This is a genomic window from Flavobacterium sp. KY-23415, from assembly GCF_055384985.1.
In genome coordinates this window covers 3,220,159-3,240,861 of the sequence record NZ_AP044001.1, presented here as the reverse complement: position 1 = coordinate 3,240,861, position 20,703 = coordinate 3,220,159, and the positions used below count along the sequence as shown (strand labels likewise).

The 20,703-nt window shown below is 31.3% G+C and carries 14 protein-coding genes; 9 read left to right on the top strand and 5 right to left on the bottom strand.

The genetic code is table 11. The features are described from left to right. Positions 1-325: 325 nt before the first annotated feature. From ACZ49Z_RS14225 to ACZ49Z_RS14200, 6 genes are all read left to right on the top strand, one after another. Positions 326-1,009: a hypothetical protein gene (locus ACZ49Z_RS14225; protein WP_464304971.1), complete on the top strand. Its 684-nt coding sequence runs from the start codon at positions 326-328 to the stop codon at positions 1,007-1,009. 673 nt (positions 1,010-1,682) lie between these two features. After that, positions 1,683-3,149, top strand: a complete 1,467-nt coding sequence (locus ACZ49Z_RS14220; protein ID WP_464304970.1) for a sodium:solute symporter family protein — start codon at positions 1,683-1,685, stop codon at positions 3,147-3,149. Then, positions 3,130-3,564, top strand: coding sequence for a GNAT family N-acetyltransferase (locus tag ACZ49Z_RS14215; protein WP_464304969.1), 435 nt, complete (start codon positions 3,130-3,132; stop codon positions 3,562-3,564). Before ACZ49Z_RS14220 ends, ACZ49Z_RS14215 begins: the two co-directional genes overlap by 20 nt. Before the next feature lie 126 nt (positions 3,565-3,690). Continuing rightward, positions 3,691-4,821, top strand: coding sequence for an amidohydrolase (locus ACZ49Z_RS14210; RefSeq protein WP_464304968.1), 1,131 nt, complete (start codon positions 3,691-3,693; stop codon positions 4,819-4,821). Next, positions 4,814-5,962, top strand: coding sequence for an alanine racemase (gene alr, locus ACZ49Z_RS14205; protein ID WP_464304967.1), 1,149 nt, complete (start codon positions 4,814-4,816; stop codon positions 5,960-5,962). The genes ACZ49Z_RS14210 and alr overlap by 8 nt, the downstream gene beginning before the upstream one ends. Further along, positions 5,962-7,035 carry an alanine/ornithine racemase family PLP-dependent enzyme gene (locus tag ACZ49Z_RS14200; protein WP_464304966.1) on the top strand — a complete coding sequence of 358 codons (1,074 nt, stop codon included), beginning with the start codon at positions 5,962-5,964 and terminating at the stop codon, positions 7,033-7,035. Before alr ends, ACZ49Z_RS14200 begins: the two co-directional genes overlap by 1 nt. A gap of 36 nt (positions 7,036-7,071) precedes the next feature. Here ACZ49Z_RS14200 and ACZ49Z_RS14195 read toward each other — a convergent pair whose 3' ends face one another. From ACZ49Z_RS14195 to ACZ49Z_RS14185, 3 genes are read right to left on the bottom strand one after another with little or no spacing between them, the layout of a single operon-like run. Next, positions 7,072-9,147, bottom strand: coding sequence for a protein-disulfide reductase DsbD family protein (locus ACZ49Z_RS14195; RefSeq protein WP_464304965.1), 2,076 nt, complete (start codon positions 9,145-9,147; stop codon positions 7,072-7,074). Then, positions 9,144-10,457 carry a tRNA lysidine(34) synthetase TilS gene (gene tilS, locus ACZ49Z_RS14190; RefSeq protein ID WP_464304964.1) on the bottom strand — a complete coding sequence of 438 codons (1,314 nt, stop codon included), beginning with the start codon at positions 10,455-10,457 and terminating at the stop codon, positions 9,144-9,146. Before tilS ends, ACZ49Z_RS14195 begins: the two co-directional genes overlap by 4 nt. Before the next feature lie 16 nt (positions 10,458-10,473). Next, on the bottom strand, positions 10,474-11,766 hold the full coding sequence (locus ACZ49Z_RS14185) for an anthranilate synthase component I family protein (RefSeq protein ID WP_464304963.1): 1,293 nt from the start codon (positions 11,764-11,766) through the stop codon (positions 10,474-10,476). A 312-nt stretch (positions 11,767-12,078) separates the two neighbouring features. On the opposite strand from ACZ49Z_RS14185, the gene ACZ49Z_RS14180 reads away from it, so the two are divergent. Further along, positions 12,079-14,301: an NADP-dependent isocitrate dehydrogenase gene (locus ACZ49Z_RS14180; RefSeq protein ID WP_464304962.1), complete on the top strand. Its 2,223-nt coding sequence runs from the start codon at positions 12,079-12,081 to the stop codon at positions 14,299-14,301. A gap of 53 nt (positions 14,302-14,354) precedes the next feature. Here ACZ49Z_RS14180 and ACZ49Z_RS14175 read toward each other — a convergent pair whose 3' ends face one another. Next, the gene (locus ACZ49Z_RS14175; RefSeq protein ID WP_464304961.1) at positions 14,355-16,025 is read right to left on the bottom strand and encodes an IS1182 family transposase; all 1,671 of its coding nucleotides are present in this window, start codon (positions 16,023-16,025) and stop codon (positions 14,355-14,357) included. Between the two features lie 110 nt (positions 16,026-16,135). Continuing rightward, positions 16,136-16,855 carry a hypothetical protein gene (locus ACZ49Z_RS14170; RefSeq protein WP_464304960.1) on the bottom strand — a complete coding sequence of 240 codons (720 nt, stop codon included), beginning with the start codon at positions 16,853-16,855 and terminating at the stop codon, positions 16,136-16,138. 269 nt (positions 16,856-17,124) lie between these two features. Here ACZ49Z_RS14170 and ACZ49Z_RS14165 point away from each other — a divergent pair, with 269 nt between their 5' ends. Further along, on the top strand, positions 17,125-18,243 hold the full coding sequence (locus ACZ49Z_RS14165; protein WP_464304959.1) for a helix-turn-helix domain-containing protein: 1,119 nt from the start codon (positions 17,125-17,127) through the stop codon (positions 18,241-18,243). A gap of 81 nt (positions 18,244-18,324) precedes the next feature. Next, complete coding sequence (locus ACZ49Z_RS14160; protein WP_464304958.1) at positions 18,325-20,700, top strand: TonB-dependent receptor; 2,376 nt, start codon at positions 18,325-18,327, stop codon at positions 20,698-20,700. Positions 20,701-20,703: the final 3 nt, after the last annotated feature.

The window sequence follows — 20,703 nt, the reverse complement described above, 5'->3', positions numbered from 1 at the left end:
GCAACCTACTCCAAACGCAGTGTTTTACTACCCACTACACCTGCTACCAATGCAAAACACAGTGTTTTAGTACAAACTACAGCTGTTACCGCTACCAAACACAATGTTTTAGGAGCAACTACACCTGCTACCTGCACTAAACGCTCTGTTTTAGGAGCTACTACACCTGCTTTTTTTGAATTTTATATAAACAAGTAGCGTAACTATTTCCTTCTGTCCTACTCTAAAATTTTTCGGTATTTTATATGTTTTTTTGGCATTATTATTGTTAATATTTCAAATTATAACTCAGTATTACGTTAATTTAAAATTAAAAACACTACTTATGGAAACAAATGCAAACAATTCAAAGAATGAAAAATCTACTAAGACTAGAAATGTTCCAGTAGCCGATATTAACTTCGGTAATGTCATTAAAACAGTAAGCGAAAAATGGGCAGCATCGAGTTGGCTAACATTAAAATGGTTAACCGTTGCGGAATTTCAGGCAGATGTAACAAATTATAACGACACGCTATCTACTAGGTTATCTAAAGGTGCTACGCGACCACAAATTACACAAACCTTAGATACCTTAGAAAAAACAATGGATGCGCATTTATCTTATGTAAAAGGTTACATTACAGATAAATATAAAAAAGAAAACAGTACCAGCTATTTTGCAGCTTTTGGTATTGAACACAAAGGCAATCGCTACCTGTTACCAACAGATAAAAACAAAAGAGTGGAAGCGTTGAAATTAATGCTTAGCGCACTAACAGCCCACGGGTTTGAAGACAAAGAATTCGGATTGGCTTTCTGGACTTCCTTACAACAAGAATATAGTGTTTTAGTAAAAGAAGCCTCAACAACAGATGGACAAGTTTCGGTTAAAGTGGGAGATAAAAACATCCTAAAGAAAAATCTAAACAAAGGGTTAAATGCCATTATTTATACGATAAAAGCCAATTATCCAGATACCTACAAACAAGAATTAAGAGACTGGGGCTTTCAAAAAGAGAAATATTAAGCTTTAAACTGTTGTCTGTTGTCTGTTCTCTGAAGTAGGTTGTAAGTTGTAGGTTGTATGTTCAAAGTTGTAAACCGAGAACCGACAACCTAGAACCGACAACAAAAAAAAACACACAACAAAAGCCTATGTTCCTATGTGGTTAAAAAACTAAGTTCAAAGTTGTAAACCGAGAACCGACAACCTAGAACCGACAACAAAAAAAAAAAAAAACACAACGAAAAACCTATGTTCCTATGTGGTTTAAAAACTAAGTTCAAACCCACAAACCTACAAACATACAACCTACAACAGATAACAAACAACCGAAAACCCAGAACCGACAACAAAAAAAAACACACAACGAAAAACCTATGTTCCTATGTGGTTAAAAAAACTAAGTTCAAAGTCGTAAACCGAGAACAGACAACCTACAACCTACAACCTACAACCTACAACCTACTTCAGAAAACAGACAACAGAAAACAGTCAACAAAAACCCCCAATTAGGCATTTCCATTCCTTTTTATTATCTTTGTGCTCGATATTTGGTTTCATAAATAGTTAATCTAACTATTGTATATAAGATTTTACATTTTAAAATCTTTCATTTTAATCATCCGATTTGTAGTTCGCTACATCTTGCCTTTGGAAAAATTCCATATCGGGCAAAACATAATTTTAAAGAAAAAAAATGCACACAGTAGATTATATAATCTTTGTGGTTTACATGCTAGCAATGCTTGGTGTAGGCTTTTATTTTTACAAGAAAAATACCTCTTCAGAAGATTTTTACGTTAGTGGAAGAAACATGAACAGTTGGCATATTGGTCTTTCAGTAGTGGCTACCGATGTTGGTGGTGGTTTTTCAATTGGTCTTGGTGGTCTTGGCTTTACTATGGGAATTTCAGGATCTTGGATGCTTTTTACAGGCTTAATTGGTGCTTGGTTGAGTGCTGTATTTTTAATTCCTAAAGTGAGTAAATTGGGACACATGCATAAATTCTTTACATTTCCACAAATTTTTAATCATTATTATAATGCAAGAGTAGCCTTGTTAGCAGGTATTATTTCCGCCATTGGTTATATTGGTTTTACAAGCTCACAAGTTTTAGCAGGTGCCAAATTAGCTTCTGCAACCATTGACGGATTGAGCCTTCAAACAGCATTAATTATTATGGGAATAATTGCTGTGGTTTATACGGCTATCGGAGGATTAAAAGCCGTTATTTATACCGATACTATTCAATGGATCATTTTAATTGCAGGATTGGTTTTCATCGGAATTCCAATTGCTTACAATGCTGTTGGTGGTTATGATGTTATTAAAGTAACACCTGCTCCTGAATATTTATCGTTAACCAATGTATCATGGCACCAACTTTTAAATTGGTCGGTTACCATTATTCCTATATGGTTTATTGGAATGACATTATACCAAAGAATTTATGCTTGTAAAGACGAAAAAGAAGCTAAAAAAGCATGGTTTATTGCTGGTTTCTTCGAATGGCCAATAATGGCATTTATGGGTGTTATCCTTGGAATGTTAGCTAAGGTTGCTGCTACTCAAGGTATGTTTGAAGGCATTACCGATGCAGCTTCCATGGATAGCGAAATGGGATTACCCATTTTATTAAGTACCATTCTCCCTGTTGGTCTAATGGGATTAATGTTGTCTTCCTATTTTTCTGCTATTCTTTCCACTGCCGACAGTTGTTTAATGGCTGCTTCTGGAAATATTGTAACCGATATTATCTCTAAATTCTCCAAAAAAGAATGGTCTGAAAAGAAAATGCTACAACTTTCTCAAATTGTTACTCTTTCTGTAGGTGTATTTGCAATTCTGTTAGCCTCGCAAATGCAAAACGTATTAGAGTTAATGCTCTACTCCTACGCTTTTATGGTTTCTGGGCTTTTTGTTCCCGTTTTAGGAGCTTTGTTTTGGAAAAAGAGCAACCCAACTGCTGCTTTTTGGAGTATGCTGTTTGGTGGAGGAACAACAATCTACCTCATTCTTTCTGAAAATAAATTACCATTTAATATAAGCTTGCCTAAAAATTTAGATGCTAATATCTTCGGGATAAGTGTCTCTTTAATACTATTTATATCAATCTCAAATTATTATTATAAAAAAACAACAAATGGAATTCAAAATAATTAATCCAGAAACTGGAGAAAACAAGACTTATACACATCAAATCATAGCGCAATTTTTATATACGCATCTAGAACAATATGGTGATCAAATTGAAGACATTCTTAAGTGCATCGACTATGCTATGAATCCTGTAAAAGGAGGAAATATTATTGTTGGTTTAGAAGATGAGAAAATTGTTGGTGTTGTTATTCTTAACAATACAGGAATGAAAGGTTTTATTCCTGAAAATATTCTGGTATATATTGCTGTAGATAATAGTCAACGTGGGAAAGGTTTTGGTAAAAAATTAATGCAAAAAGCAATTGACACCGCAGAAGGAAATATCGCATTACATGTTGAGCCAGATAATCCTGCAAAAGGTTTGTATGAAAAACTAGGCTTTACAAACAAGTATTTAGAAATGCGTTTAACGAAATAGAAAATGCTCACTTTTTACTGAATTTATTTCAGTTTTAAAAGCCTATTGATGGAATCCTAGAGCATATTCAGGATAACCATTCAATTATTATTCACTATTAGGTAAATACTAGTAAAACAAAAAGTTTTGAGAGAACTGATACAATTCCGACAAGAATTACACCAATATCCAGAAGTTTCTGGAGAAGAAAAAGAGACAGCAAAACGTGTTTTAGCATTGCTATCCAATTATCCTCCTAATAAAATGATTACAAATCTTGGTGGTGAAGGTATTTTAGCCATTTATAACGGAAAGCAAGACGGAAAATCTGTTTTATTTCGATGTGAATTAGATGCTTTACCCATTCAAGAAATCAATACGTTTGATTATAAATCTAAATTCGATGGCGTTTCACACAAATGCGGACACGACGGTCATATGGCTATTTTATGCGGAATGGCAAAAACGTTACATGAAAATCCATTAGAAAAAGGTACCGTCATGCTTTTGTTTCAACCTGCCGAAGAAGACGGAAATGGAGCCAAGCGCGTTTTAAATGATGCAAAATTCAATACGATTAAACCCGATTTTGCATTTGCATTGCACAACCTTCCTGGCTATAAAAAACATCAAATAATCATCAAAGAAGCCACTTTTACTTGTGCTGTTAACAGTATGATTATTCAACTAGAAGGAAAAACTGCACATGCTGGTGAACCCGAAAATGGAACAAACCCTGCATTGGCTATCGCCGAAATTACGCAAGTATTTAATGCTAAAATTAATAACGACGTTGCATCTAATCAATATTGTTTGATTACTCCTATTCATATTACTATGGGAGAAAAAGCATATGGTGTTTCTGCGGGTTATGGAGAAGTTCATTTTACAGTGAGAAGCAATAGCAATGCACAAATGAGAATAATTGAGTCTAATTTAGAAGAAAACGCAAAAGAAATTGCATCTAAATTCCATTTAAAAGTAAAAATAGCTTGGACACAGCGTTTTCAAGCCAATGAAAACAATGTCGAGGCTGTTGCTTTTATTAAAAAAGCTGCGCAAAAAAAAGAGTATGCTATTTTAGAAAAAGAACTTCCTTTTACGTTTGGGGAAGATTTCGGTTTGTTTACCCAACATTTCAAAGGAGGCATGCTAGGCATAGGTTCTGGAGAAAACACTCCATCACTTCACAATCCCGATTATGATTTTCCAGATGAAATTATAGCAACTGGCGTAGCATTATTTCATCAAATTACCAAAGAGATTTTAGATGCATAAAAATTCAACAATTACAATAAACAAAGAAGCACATAAAAAGAATATCGATTTCATCAAAAAAACATTTGGTAACAAAGTAATACTTTCATCTGTTGTTAAAGGAAATGCGTACGGTCACGGTTTAGCAGAATTTTCTAAAATGGCACATAGTAATGGCGTTGCACATTTTTCTGTTTTCGATGTAGAAGAAGCTAAAATTGTATTTGATACTTTAGGAAAAAAAGTAACCATTCTAATTATGGGTTTTGTGGCAGATGATGATTTAAAATGGGTGATACAAAATAACATTGAATTCTTTGTTTTTGAACGTTACCGATTAGCGAAAGCCACAAAAACAGCCAAAAAATTAAAACAAAAAGCAATCATTCATATTGAAGTTGAAACAGGTATGAATAGAACTGGTTTTAGTTTAAAAAACATTTCTAAAGTTGCCCAATATATTATTAAAGAACAGGAAAACATCTATTTCAAAGGACTTTGTACACATTATGCGGGTGCAGAAAGTATTGCTAATTATTATAGAGTTTCCAAACAAATAGAAATTTTCAACAAAGCTGACCAAATTATTAAATCACACGGAATAGCACCAGAAATTAGACATTCTGCTTGTTCCGCAGCATCGATGATGTTTCCAGAAACAAGAATGGATTTAGTACGCGTGGGCATTTTACAATATGGTCTATGGCCAAGTCCAGAAGTATTAGTGAGCTATTTGAACACTAAAAAGAAAAAAATTGACCCATTGGAGCGTGTTATTTCATGGAAATCGGAAGTAATGAGCGTTAAGAGAGTCAAATCGGGTGAATTTATAGGCTATGGAACAAGTTTTATGGCAAGAGAAAACATGAAAATTGCAACGATTCCGTTAGGATATTCCCATGGTTACAGCCGATCCTTGAGTAATCAAGGTCGTGTGCTCATTAATGGGCAACGTTGTATGGTTATAGGTACTGTAAACATGAATATGCTAACAATAGATGTAACAGAAATTGAACATGTGAAAAAAGGTGATGAAGTAGTATTAATTGGCAAACAAGATGCACTATCTTTGAGTGTGGCTTCATTCAGTGATTTGAGTAATCAATTGAATTATGAATTATTAACAAGAATATCAAAAACAATTCCAAGACAAATTATATAATGGCATTCATAAAATTATACCGACAAAAATTACGAGAAAATTATACTTTTTTAAATACAATATTCAGAGAAAGAGGTATTGAATGGGGTGTTGTAACCAAATTACTTTGTGGTAATACCATTTTCATTAAAGAAGTCATTAGTTTAGGAGCAAGAGAACTACACGATTCTAGGATTAGTAATTTAAGGAAAATTAAAAAACTAGATGCAAACATTCAAACGGTATATATAAAACCACCATCTAAAAGAAATATTGAAAAAATAGTACACTATGCCGATGTAAGTTTCAACACAGAAATTTATACAATTCAAATGCTTTCAGAGGAAGCCAAACGTCAAAATAAAGTCCATAAAATCATCATTATGATAGAAATGGGCGATTTACGTGAAGGTGTTTTGGGAGAAGAATTATTACACTTCTATGAACAAGTATTTAGTTTTCCCAATATAGAGATTAGAGGAATTGGAACAAATTTGAATTGTTTAAGTGGTGTGATGCCCACACAAGATAAATTAATACAGTTAAGCTTATACAAACAATTGATAGAAGCTAAATTCAATGTAAAAATACCTTGGGTTTCTGGAGGAACTTCTGTAGCTATTCCATTAATGCTTAAAAATGCGAGACCCATGGCTGTGAATCACTTTAGAATTGGTGAAGCCTTGTTTTTTGCAAAAGATCTATTTACTGGAGAAACTATAGAAGGAATGCACAACGATGTTTTTAAATTATATGCTGAGATTATTGAAATTACCGAAAAACCAGATAACCCTATTGGAGAATTGGGTGAAAATGTAGCAGGAAACACCTATGAAATAACCAATGAAACCGATTTAGGTGCTACTTCATTACGTGCTATTTTAGATGTTGGGTTATTGGATATGCAACCGCAATATTTAGAACCTGACAATCCAAACATTACGATTGTTGATGCTAGTTCTGACATGATGGTAATTGATATTACTAATTCTGAGCAACCTTATAAAGTAGGAGATGTGATTTCTTTTAAACTACAATATATGGGTGCATTATATCTCTTAAATTCTGATTATATTGAAAAAATAGTGCAATAACAAAAAATCCCATTCTTACGAATGGGATTTTTTTACTTATTTTTTAAAATTAGCTATTCCTTCTTCAAGCCAAACTTTGTATTTTTTAATATCTGGATCATAACTTGTAGAGCCATTTGAAATTGTTACTCCTTCATGATTTAATATAATATATTGAGGCTGTGTGTTAGTCTGGTATTTTTGAATCTGAAAATCACTCCATTTATTACCGATAGTATTTATTTCTTTTCCAGTTTTAGAAACAAATTTTTCATTTTCGGGCAATTCTGTTTTTTCATCTACATATAACGATATTAAAACTAAGTCGTCTTTAAGCAGTTTCAAAACTTCAGGATCTGACCATACAAAATCTTCCATTTTTCTACAATTTTCACATCCATGCCCCGTAAAATCTAATAAAACTGGTTTGTTTTGCTCTTTAGCATATTTCATACCTTTTTCATAGTCAAGAAAAGTTCTTAATCCATGAGAAATAACTTTTGTTCCTTCAATATCCTCACCAATATTAAGTGTAGCTCCGCTATTAGAACCACCCACTCCATTTGGACTTTCACTATAATATAATGGAGGTGGAAACCCAGAAATTATCTTTAAAGGTGCACCCCAAAGACCAGGTATCAAATAAAATGTAAATGACGTTACTAATAAAGCTAAAAATAATCTCCCAACAGAAATATGAGAAACAACGCTATCATGTGGCAAAGTGATTTTTCCAAAAAGATACAAAGCCCAAGCTCCAAAAACTGCAATCCAAACAGCAAGAAATACTTCCCTAGGTAATAAATGAGATTGTGTTACTAAATCTGCTTTCGAAAGAAATTTAAACGCTAAAGCTAATTCTAAAAATCCTAAAGAAACCTTTACTGTATTTAACCACCCCCCCGATTTTGGAAGTGTGTTCATCCAACCTGGAAACATTGCAAACAACATGAACGGTAGTGCTAATGCTAAAGAAAATCCTAACATTCCAATAACAGGAGCAAAACCACCTTTTGATGCAGCTTCAACAAGTAATGTTCCCACTATTGGTCCAGTACAAGAAAAAGAAACTATTGCTAATGCCAACGCCATGAATAAAATACCAATAATACCTCCTCTATCTGCTTGTCTGTCAATTTTATTTGCCCAAGAATTAGGTAAAACAATTTCAAATGCACCTAAAAATGAAGCTGCAAAAAACACTAACAAGGCAAAGAATACAATATTAAACCAAACATTGGTTGATAATGCATTTAATGCATCTGAACCAAAAATAGCTGTTACTAAAGAGCCTAAAATTACATAGATTACAATAATTGAAATTCCATATAAAATAGCATTTTTCTTTCCTTCTGCTTTTGTTTTACTTTGCTTTGTAAAAAAACTAACCGTCATTGGTATCATTGGAAACACACATGGTGTTAATAGCGCTGCAAAACCACTAAAAAAAGCTAATAAAAAAATTGTTAAAAGTCCTTTTTTTTCTTCCTCAGGATTTTCTTTTTTGGTACTAACCTCGCTAGTTGCTTTATCAGCTTGTTTAACCCCTTCGTTGTTTTTATTGACTTTAGTTTCTGAAGTGTCTTTTTTTACGTCTGCTTCTGTAACAGCAGCAACTTCTTCAGTTTTTTTTTCTTCTTTAATCTCTGGAGATTCAGTTGTTTTTACTTCTTGTATTACCTCTTTTATTTCGGGTAGTTTAAAGATAAAAGTTTTATCTTGTTGAATGCATTGTTCTTTACATGCTTGATATTCTAAATATACTTTTACTTCTTTTAGCTTAGTATTTGTAACTTTTATTTTTTGCTTAAATTGTGCAGTATTTGCAAAATAATATTCATCTACTTCAAAAATATCATTAAAAACCTTTTTATATGGACTCTCTTTAGTTTTTCCTACCAAACTATAGTTACCTTTTGCATTTTTATATTCAAATACAGCTGGTAATGCTCCTCCATCTGGAGTGAATTGCGAATACATGTGCCATTCATTATCTATTTTGGCATTCATTACCAATTCAAATTCATCATTTGATAGTTGCACAACTTTCGTAGTCCATTTTACTGGATCTAAAATCTGCGTATTCCCAATAAAGGAAACTAAGAGGATAAAAAAGGTTAGAAATTTTCTCATTGTTTAAGTTCTATTTTTAAAATATTTATAGTTTTTTCATTTGCTAAAAAACGCTGATCGGCTCTTTTTCCTATTACCCAAACAATTTCATTGTTTGAAGTGAGTAACCATTGTTCTTCTTTTTCTAAAAGCGAATATTTTTCGTCTTTAAAATACTTACTTAATTTCTTTTTCCCTTTCATTCCAGAAGGTTGAAAAACATCGCCTTCCTTCTTTTTTCTTATCTCTAATGGATATTTTAATTTTTCAGTATCAACAAATATAATATTGTTATCTGATTTAGAAATGTAACTTATGTTACAAAAGGAAATATTTAAGGGAATTTTAAGACTTGCCTGATCTTTATTAACTTGAAAAATTTGTGTTTTTTGGGCATTCACATTAATTTTTGACAAAACCAATGTGTTTCTGTTTTTTAATAAAACATGTGTCTCAGAAAAAATTTGTTTGCCGGTTTGCGATTTTAAAAGTGCTAAAATATCTTTCCAAGCTGTGAAGCCATAATTTTTGAACCAAAAATGCAAATAACCTTCTAGTCTTGGTATATTTTTCATTATCTCAATATCGAAATAAATATCTTTACCAACATGAGTTGCAACATCTTGATAAACAATCATTGCTGCATCTTCCATCATGGAATTGGCTTGACTTAAATAGTCTTGTGTTTTTATAAAACTTTGCAAGAATGTGGGACTTAGTTCTTTGAGTTGTGGGACTACATGATGCCTGATTTTATTTCTTAAATAATGATCTGAAGCATTACTAGAATCTTCTCGCCATTTAATATTATTTTGTTTAGCATAGTCTTCAATTTCAAGTCTAGAAAATGGTAAAAGTGGACGAATTATAGCTTCATTCGTTTCTGGAATTCCAACTAAGCCTTCTATACCTGTTCCACGACTTAAATTGATTAGAAACGTTTCTAAATCATCATCTGCATGGTGTGCGGTTGCAACAAAATCGAATTCTTTTTCCTGCAATTGTTCTAAAAACCAATCATATCGTAATTCTCTTGCTGCAACTTGAGTAGATAGTTTGTTATCTTTCGCAAAGGCTTTTGTATTAAAATGCCCTACAGACCAAGGGATATTAAACTGTTCTGCATAATCGACTACAAAATCTGTATCTCCATCACTTTCTTTACCTCTCAACTGAAAATTGCAATGCAAAACTGCAATATCATATTCTAATTGTTGAAACAAATGGAGCATTACCATACTATCCAAGCCACCGCTCACTGCTAAGAAAATTGACTTTCCTTTTAAGAATGGGAAATGAGTTACTAAATGTTGTTTAAATTTTTTAAGCATTTTCAAAAATAAGGAATTATTTGTCTTCTAAAACCTCAAAAATTGCTTTTGCTTTTAACAAACATTCTTCATATTCTTTTTCAGCAATAGATTGAGATGTTATGGCACTTCCCACAGAAAAAGAAAGATATTTATTTTTTGCATTAAACAATATGCTACGAATAACAACATTGAAATCGAAATCTCCTGTTGGGGAGAAATAGCCAACTGCTCCACTGTATAGTCCGCGTTTCGTTTCTTCAAGTTCTTCAATAATTTTCATTGCCGAAATTTTAGGAGCTCCTGTCATGCTACCCATTGGAAATGTCGATTTTATAATTTCTATTGGAGAAGTTCCACTTTCTACTTCGGAAACTACTGTAGAAATCATTTGATGTACTTGTTTAAACGTATAAACCTTGCATAACTCTTCTACTTTTACTGTCCCTTTTTTTGCAGTATGTGACAAATCGTTACGAACCAAATCGACAATCATAATATTTTCTGAACGCTCTTTTTCATTAATGGCTAGTTCATTTTTTAAATATTCATCTTGTTCAATATCAAAGCTTCTTCTTGCAGTTCCTTTTATGGGTTGAGAAATTACTTTTTCTCCTTCCTTTTTCAAATATCTTTCTGGAGATGCTGAAATTAAATAATTCTCTTTATTTTTTAAAAAAACAGCAAAAGGCGGTTCTGAAATTTGATTTAACTTTCTGTAGGTATTTACAGGTTCAATCGTTGCACCTTTCGAAAAAAATTCCATACAAAAATTAGCTTCATAAATATCGCCTCTATGAATATAATCTAGCATTTTTTCTACTTTAATCAAATAATTTTCTTTATCAATTCTTTGCTCAATAGTAATTTTAGGTTGTGAATGTGTTTTTGTTATTGATACAGCGTTAATAGCTTGAAAATCTTCTTCTACTTCATCATCACACATATTTAAATATTTAATTTCCAAACTATTATTCTTTAAAAAAAATATCTTTTTAGGTTGAAAAAAGTATAAATCTGGAAACTCTAAATTATCGCTATTTGTTGATTGAAGCGTTTCTGTATCGTTCTTTAGGTCATAAGAAAGATAACCAAAAAGCCAATCTTTACTACGTGATTGATATTGGTATAAATCTTCAAATGCATTATAATAATCTGTTTTCACCGCTGTAAAAGCAGCTATTGCAACTACGCAATCAAAATTAGAATAGGCCTGTTTATAATTATTAGAATCTAAAAAAACAACTTCATCAAATTGGTTAGACCAATGCAAAAGTTTATTTTTAAACTCGCTAACGTTTTCAATATGTTTGTGTATAGATGTTCTCAAGGGTAGTTCGTAAAATCACAAAATTAGTCTATCGTAAAATGGTATGCAAGGTAATCAAATTAAAAAAACAAAGCATTTCTTTTCAAGACGTATTAAAACTCAATTTTAACCAATTTCCATATTCATTAAACAATCGAAAATGATTTTTTTTATCAAATAACTATACAAATTATGAAATTCAAAAAATAAACAAATTATATTATTAAATTAGAAAAACAATCGGATTAGGATGTAAAACTGATTAAAAAAGAGTATAATTTACTATCTTTGCGAGGCTTAAAAATTTTTAATAAACTATAATACATATCATACATGTCAAATCAACCAAAGATTATTTATACTATTACGGATGAAGCTCCAATGTTAGCGACACATTCGTTTTTACCAATAGTAAAAGCTTTCTCAAAACCTGCAAACATTGCAATTGAAACTAGAGATATTTCCTTAGCAGGTAGAATTTTGGCAAACTTTCCAGAATTTTTAAAAGATGATCAAAAAATTGGAGATGCATTAACAGAACTTGGTCAATTAGCGACTACTCCAGAGGCTAATATTATAAAATTACCAAATATTTCGGCTTCAGTTCCACAATTAAAAGAAGCTATTGCAGAATTACAATCACAAGGTTATGCAATTCCTAGTTTTCCAGAAGAAGCACAAACAGAAGAAGAAAAAACAATCAAAGCAAAATATGCTAAAGTGTTAGGTTCTGCTGTAAACCCAGTGCTCCGTGAAGGAAATTCCGACAGAAGAGCACCTAAAGCTGTTAAAAATTATGCTAAAGCACACCCACATTCAATGGGAGCTTGGTCAGCAGAATCAAAATCGCATGTATCACACATGAATGATGGCGATTTTTACGGCACAGAGAAATCGGTTACTATTAAAGACGCTGGAACATTTTCTATCATTTTCACAGATACTAATGGAAATGTGAAAGTATTAAAAGAAAATGCACCTTTAAAAGCAGGTGAAATTATTGACAGTTCTGTAATGAACATGGCAAAACTTAAAGCTTTCATAGCGGAACAATTTGCCGATGCAAAAGCTAAAGGTGTATTATTTTCAGTACACTTAAAAGCAACAATGATGAAAATTTCTGACCCTCTTCTTTTTGGTGCTTTTGTGGAAGTTTATTTTAAAGATGTTTTTGAAAAATATGCTACTTTATTTGAAGAAATTGGAGTTGACACTCGTAATGGTTTAGGAGATGTCTATGCAAAAATTCAAGGTCATGCTCAACAAGCAGAGGTTGAAGCTGCTTTAGCTACAGCTATAGAAAACGGACCTGCTTTGGCAATGGTTAATTCTGACAAAGGAATAACCAACCTTCACGTTCCTTCTGATGTTATTATTGATGCTTCTATGCCTGCTATGATTCGTAATTCTGGACAAATGTGGAATGCGGAAGGAAAATCACAAGATACTAAAGCAATTATTCCAGACAGGTGTTATGCTGGTATATACCAAGCAACAATAGATTTCTGTAAAGAAAATGGAGCTTTAGACCCAAAAACAATGGGAAGCGTACCTAATGTTGGTTTAATGGCACAAAAAGCAGAAGAATATGGTTCTCATGACAAAACTTTCCAAATGACTGCCAATGGTGCTGTTACTGTTAAAGACGCTAATGGGAATGTTTTAATGGAACAAGCGGTTGAATCTGGAGACATTTTTAGAATGTGTCAGGTTAAAGATGCTCCAATCCAAGATTGGGTAAAACTAGCAGTAAACAGAGCAAGAGCTACTGGTGTAGCAACTGTTTTTTGGTTAGATGAAAAAAGAGCGCACGACAGACAAATTATTGAAAAAGTAAACTTATATTTAAAAGATCATGATACTGATGGTTTAGACATCCGTATTATGAATCCAGTAGATGCTACTAAATTCTCTCTAGAAAGAATTGTTAAAGGTTTGGATACTGTTTCTGTAACAGGAAACGTGTTACGTGACTACTTAACTGATTTATTCCCTATTTTAGAAGTGGGCACATCTGCAAAAATGTTATCTATCGTTCCATTAATGAATGGTGGTGGATTATTTGAAACTGGTGCTGGTGGTTCTGCTCCAAAACATATTGAACAGTTCATTGAAGAAGGTTATCTACGTTGGGATTCTCTAGGTGAATTTTTAGCATTAGGTGTATCTTATGAGCACTTAGGAAATGTTTTCAATAATCCTAAAGCATTGGTTTTATCTGAAACTTTAGATGAAGCTACTGAAAAATTCCTAGAAACAGACAAATCTCCTGCAAGGAAATTAGGAGGTTTAGATAATAGAGGTTCTCATTTTTATTTGGCTTTATATTGGGCAAATGCATTGGCAAACCAAAATAAAGATGCAGAATTGAAAGCTAAATTTACACCAATTGCTACAGAATTAAATGCAAACGAAGCAAAAATTAATGAAGAATTAATTGCTGCGCAAGGAAAACCACAAGCTATTGGTGGCTATTATCATCCAAATTTTAAAGCTACAGACAAAGCAATGCGTCCAAGTGTAACTTTAAATACTATTTTAGATAAATTGAACTAAAATTAAAACAATAGAATTCAATAAAAGGGGCTGTCCGAAAAGGACAGCTTTTTTTATGTAGCTATTTTTAAGCTATTTTGTTTTGAAGAAAAAATAATAGCAAAATAACTTTGAGTTACTTTAACAAGGCAAATTTTAGTTTTAAAATAGGCTAGATAAGTGTGAATTTTGGTTTTGAAAACAAATTTTGGCAAGTCTGTCTTGAATGCATTCATTTTTCTAAAGTTGTGTCCAAGTGCCATTAGTAAAAACTCTAATGTTACTTTTTTTAAACCCTTCATTGTGAATCGATTAAACTTATTATTGCTTTTAAGTTGACCAAAAACGGCTTCTACTTCTATAGGACGTTTACTTCTATGTTCTAATCCTTTTTCGCTCGTTAGTAGGTTTCTTGCTTTTTCTTTTAATTCATTTAATCGATGATTCGCGGATATTATTCTGTTCTCTTTTGCTTGATGGCATTGACTTCTCAGAGGACATCCTTTGCATCTTTTAGATTGATAATAAGTAATTTGCGATTCATAACCAGTACTCGTTTCACGTTTTCCTACTCCTGTTTTTTGCATGATTTGACCCATTGGACAAACATAAAAATCGTGTTCTTTGTTGTAAAATAAATTTTGAACAAGAAAAGGATTGTTTTTTATCTTTCTTTTTTGTTCTTGATGAAAATAGTTATATTTCACATAAGCATCAGCTTGTTTTTCTTCCAGCATTTCATAGTTTTCTTCACTTCCATAACCTGCATCAGTAACGATTTCTTTGCTCTGTTTTTGATAGGCTTTTTCAAAACCTTCAAGATGAGAACTTAAGGTTGTAGTGTCATTTGTTGTTTGATGAATAGAAACATGTGTAATAAATTGGTTTTCAGTAGATATTTGTGGATTGTAAGCAGGTTTTAATTGACCGTTTTTCATATGATCTTCTTTCATTCTCATAAAGGTAGCTTCGGGATCTGTTTTACTATAGGAGTTCCTGTTTCCCATTGTAACCAAGTCTTTTTCATATTTTTCAAGCTTTGGAAGATGTTCCTCTTGAAGTTTTTGCAATTCTCTTGCCTGTTTTTTGGTAGGTTCTTTGAGTTTTTTATTAAGAATCGAAAGCTTTTCTTTTAAACTTTCTGAATCAATCGATTTTGGTAATTCTTCTATATTTAGTTCTTGATTATCAGATTGAATACTGTTTTCAATAGTTGATAAAATATGACTAATTTTAATTTCTAGTTTTTCTTTATATTTCTCAATGGAGCCTCTCCATACAAAAGTATATTTATTAGCTTTGGATTCTATTTTTGTACCATCAATATACTGAATGTCTAAGCTAACATATCCCATTTTTACAAGCATTTTTACTACTTCTGCAAAAAGAGTTTGGATATGATTTTTTAAAACTTTACCCCTAAAATCGTTTATCGTTCTAAAATCAGGAGTCGAGTTGCCCGAAATATACATAAAATGAATGTTCTCCTGAAGTGCTTTTGCAATTTTTCTGCAAGAATATACATTAGATAAATAACTGTAAAACAAAACCTTAATCATCATTCTTGGATGGTAAGCTGAAGTACCACCTCCTTTATATTTTTTCAATATTTCACTTATATCTAACTGATTAACAACTTGTTCCACTAAGTGAACTGGATGGTTTTGCGGTATTCTATCGAAAATATTGATAGGAAATAACTCTGGAGAATTGCCTGTTTGATTTTTAAAAACTATCTTAGCCATTGTGTATTTTTGTCTCAACTCTAAGATACTAATTTTAGAGAAAAAATACAAATAAAAAAGGCTGTCCTTACTTTTTGGACAGCCTCTTTTAATACATCTCTCCGAAAGAATTATTCTTTTTTCTCTTCCACTGTTTTTGTTACAGTTCCATCTTCTTTATCTTGAAGGACTACAATTTTAGCCATTACACCAGTGGTCAAATTCCATTCATTTTTAGTAATTAAATTCCCTTTATCGTCGTAAACAGAAAAAGCGGCTGTGTTTGGACCTGATGTACCTTGATTTAATGCTAGAAATTCAATTTTATTGAAACCACTAGCTAAGTCCAAATAAAATTCTTTTGATGCCGATTCTAAAACAATATCTGGAACCAATACACCATCGTTAACTAAAATACGCACCCTATCTCCGTCAGGATACTCATGATCCCTACAAACAATTTTAATATATTTAGATTTTGTGCTAAACTGTCCTAAGAATTGATTGCTCTTGAAGCTTTCTTCAATGGGTTTATCATGTAGTTTTTTATTCAAATTATCTCTAATCTCATCGCCACGATTCACAAACTTTTTATTTTCTTCAAGTATGCTTTTTGATTGTTCTTTTTTGTTTAAAGTAGAATATTTCTTTAAGTAACTTTTATCTTCATTTAAAACACTTTTATATTCTAAAGAAGGTAAAGAAGTTGAAGATTCTGGTGTTGTTGAAATATTTTCTTTTTCAAAAGGATTAGTTATTTGTGTTGTAAACTTTTTCTTCTTCGTTTCAACTTGTGCTAACAAACTGAAACTAAAGAAAAACAAAACAATTATTAACCTATTTTTTTTCATATGTATCATATCAACAAACCTAAAATTAAGTATATAAATAACCACAACAATTAACCATACATTAACAGTTTTAGCGCTGAAATTGTAAAAAAAATTGTCATTTTTGTAATGCAATAATTATACCATTAACAAAATTATACAATTTGTTCTCAATATTTGAGTTTATAAACTAGTAATTTTATAATTATTAAAATTAGAACACAAATTAGTCTATTAAAACAAAAAAAAATCAAAATCATGTGTTTACCCTATTTAATATCAAATAGAAAATGATTGAAATGTTACATGCTCTTTTTGCTGGAACTTCTCTCTTACTTGCTTTTTTAATTTTTACGAATACTCAAAAAATTAATATAAAAGCAAATAAATGGTTTTCAGGGTTCATCTTTTCTGTTTTTTTAATCGCATTTCTAACGGTATTAGACGATTGGAATAGAGCAGAAGATCATTTTTTATTAGCAATAATATCAATATTAACTTGCTTTTCAATTGGTCCTTTGTTTTATTTTAGTATTTCATATTTTACAAATCCCAATGCTTCATGGAATAACAAAAATTATTTTCATTTCCTTATCCCTGTACTAATAACTGTTTTTACTACATTTCTAAACAGTTCAGAAGATAACGATATGAATTTATTCCTTGCCAAAAGCATAGAAATCACATTAATTACTATTTTAATTATTCAGTTGTTGTTATATCCTATACTTTCGTATATTAAACTAGTAAAGCATAAAAAAAACATTCACTTTTTTTCATCTAACACTGAAAAAATTGATCTTAAATGGTTACAATACCTATCAATATCTATAGTAATAATGATTTTCTTTTGGATTATAGAGATTATTTTAGATGCTGTTAGTATAAAAATTCAAATAATTCCATATATCAATGAAACCATTTATTTATCTGGTATTTTTTTCATTACACATAATTGGTTAAAACAAACAGAAATTTATCCATTTAACACTACAATTAATATAGATGAAATAATTAATGAACTTAATGCTTCTGAAGAAAAAAAGAAAAAACTTATTGAAGATAATGATCTACAAGATTTCAAAGAAAAGTTATTACAAATTATGAATGATAAAAAACCTTTTTTAGATGGTGAATTAAATTTAGAAAAATTGGCATTAGAAATGAATACCTCAACACATATACTATCATACATAATTAATACTGGTTTTAATGAAAACTTTTATCAATTCATAAATAGGTATCGTATTGAAGAAGCTAAAAAACTTATTAAAAACGCTACCGATTTAAGTTTATTAGGAATTGGTTTTGCTGTTGGTTTTAACTCAAAAACTACATTTAACACAACTTTTAAAAAATTAACACATAAAACACCCTCAGAATATAAAAAAATGAGTTCCGATTTATAAATTTGAACAAAAAACACATCAATTTAATAGACTTTTGTAGGAAATAAGCATAAAAAATATAATTAAAATCAATTAAAAACTATGTACGTCAAAAAGAAAATTTTACTCTTACTATCGTTAGTATTTTCATTTGCTAGTTTTTCTCAAGAAAAATTTTCGCTCAGTGGAACTATTTCAGACGAAAACACTAATGAAACATTAATAGGTGTAACAATAATTATTGAAGAATTAAAAACAGGAACAACAACCAATGAATATGGTTATTATTCTATTACCTTACCTAAAGGCATTTATACTGTTAGATATACTTATATCGGTTTTGAAGACATTATTGAAAAAATTAATCTTCAAGAAAATAGTCGAAAAAATATAAGTCTAAAAGAAAGTAACGTTCAATTGAATGAAATAATCGTTACTGAAAATCAATACAAACCCAACATTCAAAAACCAGAAATGAGTGTTAACAAAATATCGGTGAATACCATTAAAAAAATGCCTGTTGTTCTAGGAGAAGCAGATATTCTAAAATCCATATTAACATTACCAGGTGTTACCAATGCAGGTGAAGGACAATCTGGTTTTAATGTGCGTGGAGGTGCTGCCGATCAAAATTTGATTCTTTTAGATGAAGCCACAATTTATAACTCTTCTCACCTATTTGGTTTTTTTTCTGTTTTTAATGCCGATGCCATTAAAGATTTAAAACTCTATAAAGGTGGTGTCCCTGCTCGTTTTGGAGGAAGAGTAGCCTCTGTTTTGGATATTTATCAAAAAGATGGAAATAGTAATAAATTTCACATGAATGGAGGAATTGGGCTAATTTCTAGTCGATTATTAGCCGAAGGACCTATTGTTAAAGACAGAGGTTCGTTTTTAGTTGCCGGAAGAAGCTCCTATGCTCATCTTTTCTTAAAACTTTCAAATAATGAAAACGCTGCATATTTCTATGATTTAAACACCAAATTAAGTTATAAATTGAATGATAATAATAATCTTTATATTTCAGGTTATTTTGGTAGAGATGTTTTTAGTTTAAATAAACTTTTTATTAATACCTATGGAAATTCTGTCCTGAACTTGAGATGGAATCATTTATTTAATGACAAACTCTTCTCTAACTTATCTTTAATATATAGTGATTATTATTATGGTTTAGAACTCGATTTCATAGGTTTCAATTGGGATAGTGGCATAAAAAATTACAACCTTAAATATGATTTCAAACACTATTTGTCTGAAAAAACAAAACTTACCTATGGTATAAATACGGTTTATTACGATTTTAATCCTGGGAAAATTAAACCTAACGGTCCAGATTCTCAAATTAATCCAAAACAATTAGATAAAAAATATGCTTTTGAACCAGCCATATATATTGATGCTGAACAAAAACTATCAGACAAAATCTCTATCAACTACGGTTTGCGTTACAGTATGTTTTATCGTTTAGGGGCACAAGAAATTAATGTGTATGAAAACGACCAAGCGGTTACCTATGATGAAGATTTAAAAATTTATGAAAAAGCTACTCCAATTGGCACACGTAAATATGGTAAAAACGAAACCATTGCTAGTTTTGATAACTTAGAACCTCGTTTTTCTATTGCTTATATTATTGATGAAAAGCAATCGGTAAAAGCAAGTTATAATAGAATGTCGCAATATTTACACCTTATTTCAAACACACAATCCCCTACTCCTTTAGATGTTTGGGCACCAAGTGATCATTTCTTGAAACCGCAAATATTGGATCAATACGCAATTGGATACCAAAAAAACAGCAAAAATGGGAAATACTCATTCGAAATAGAATCGTTTTACAAAGATGTACAAAACCGTTTGGATTATATAGATGGAGCCGATTTAATTGCTAATAATGCAATAGAACAAGTTGTTTTAGCAGGAAAATCGAGAGCCTATGGACTTGAGATTTTAGCTAGAAAAAACGATGGGAAATTGAACGGTTGGATTTCTTATACTTTATCGCGATCGGAACAACAAACCGCTGGAAGAACAGCTACCGAAATTGGAATTAATAACGGAAATTGGTACAAAACAGGTTGGGACAAGACACATAATTTATCAGTTACTGGTATTTATGAATTGAATGACAAATGGAGTTTTGGTAGTATTTTCTCATTACAAACAGGACAACCAGTGACCTATCCTAACGGTCAATATGTATATCAAGGACTTTCTGTTCCTAGTTATGGAGAAAGAAATGCAAACAATTTACCCGCATATCATCGTTTGGATATTTCAGCTACACTAACACCTAGAAATAGCAAAGACAAGAGAATTAAAGGAGAATGGGTTTTTGGTATTTATAATGTATATAGTCGTAAAAACGCAGCGTCAATAAGTTTTAGACAAAATGCCGACTCTGGTAACAACGAAGCGGTTCGATTATCAATTTTTGGAATAGTTCCAAGTGTAACCTATAATTTTAAATTTTAAAAG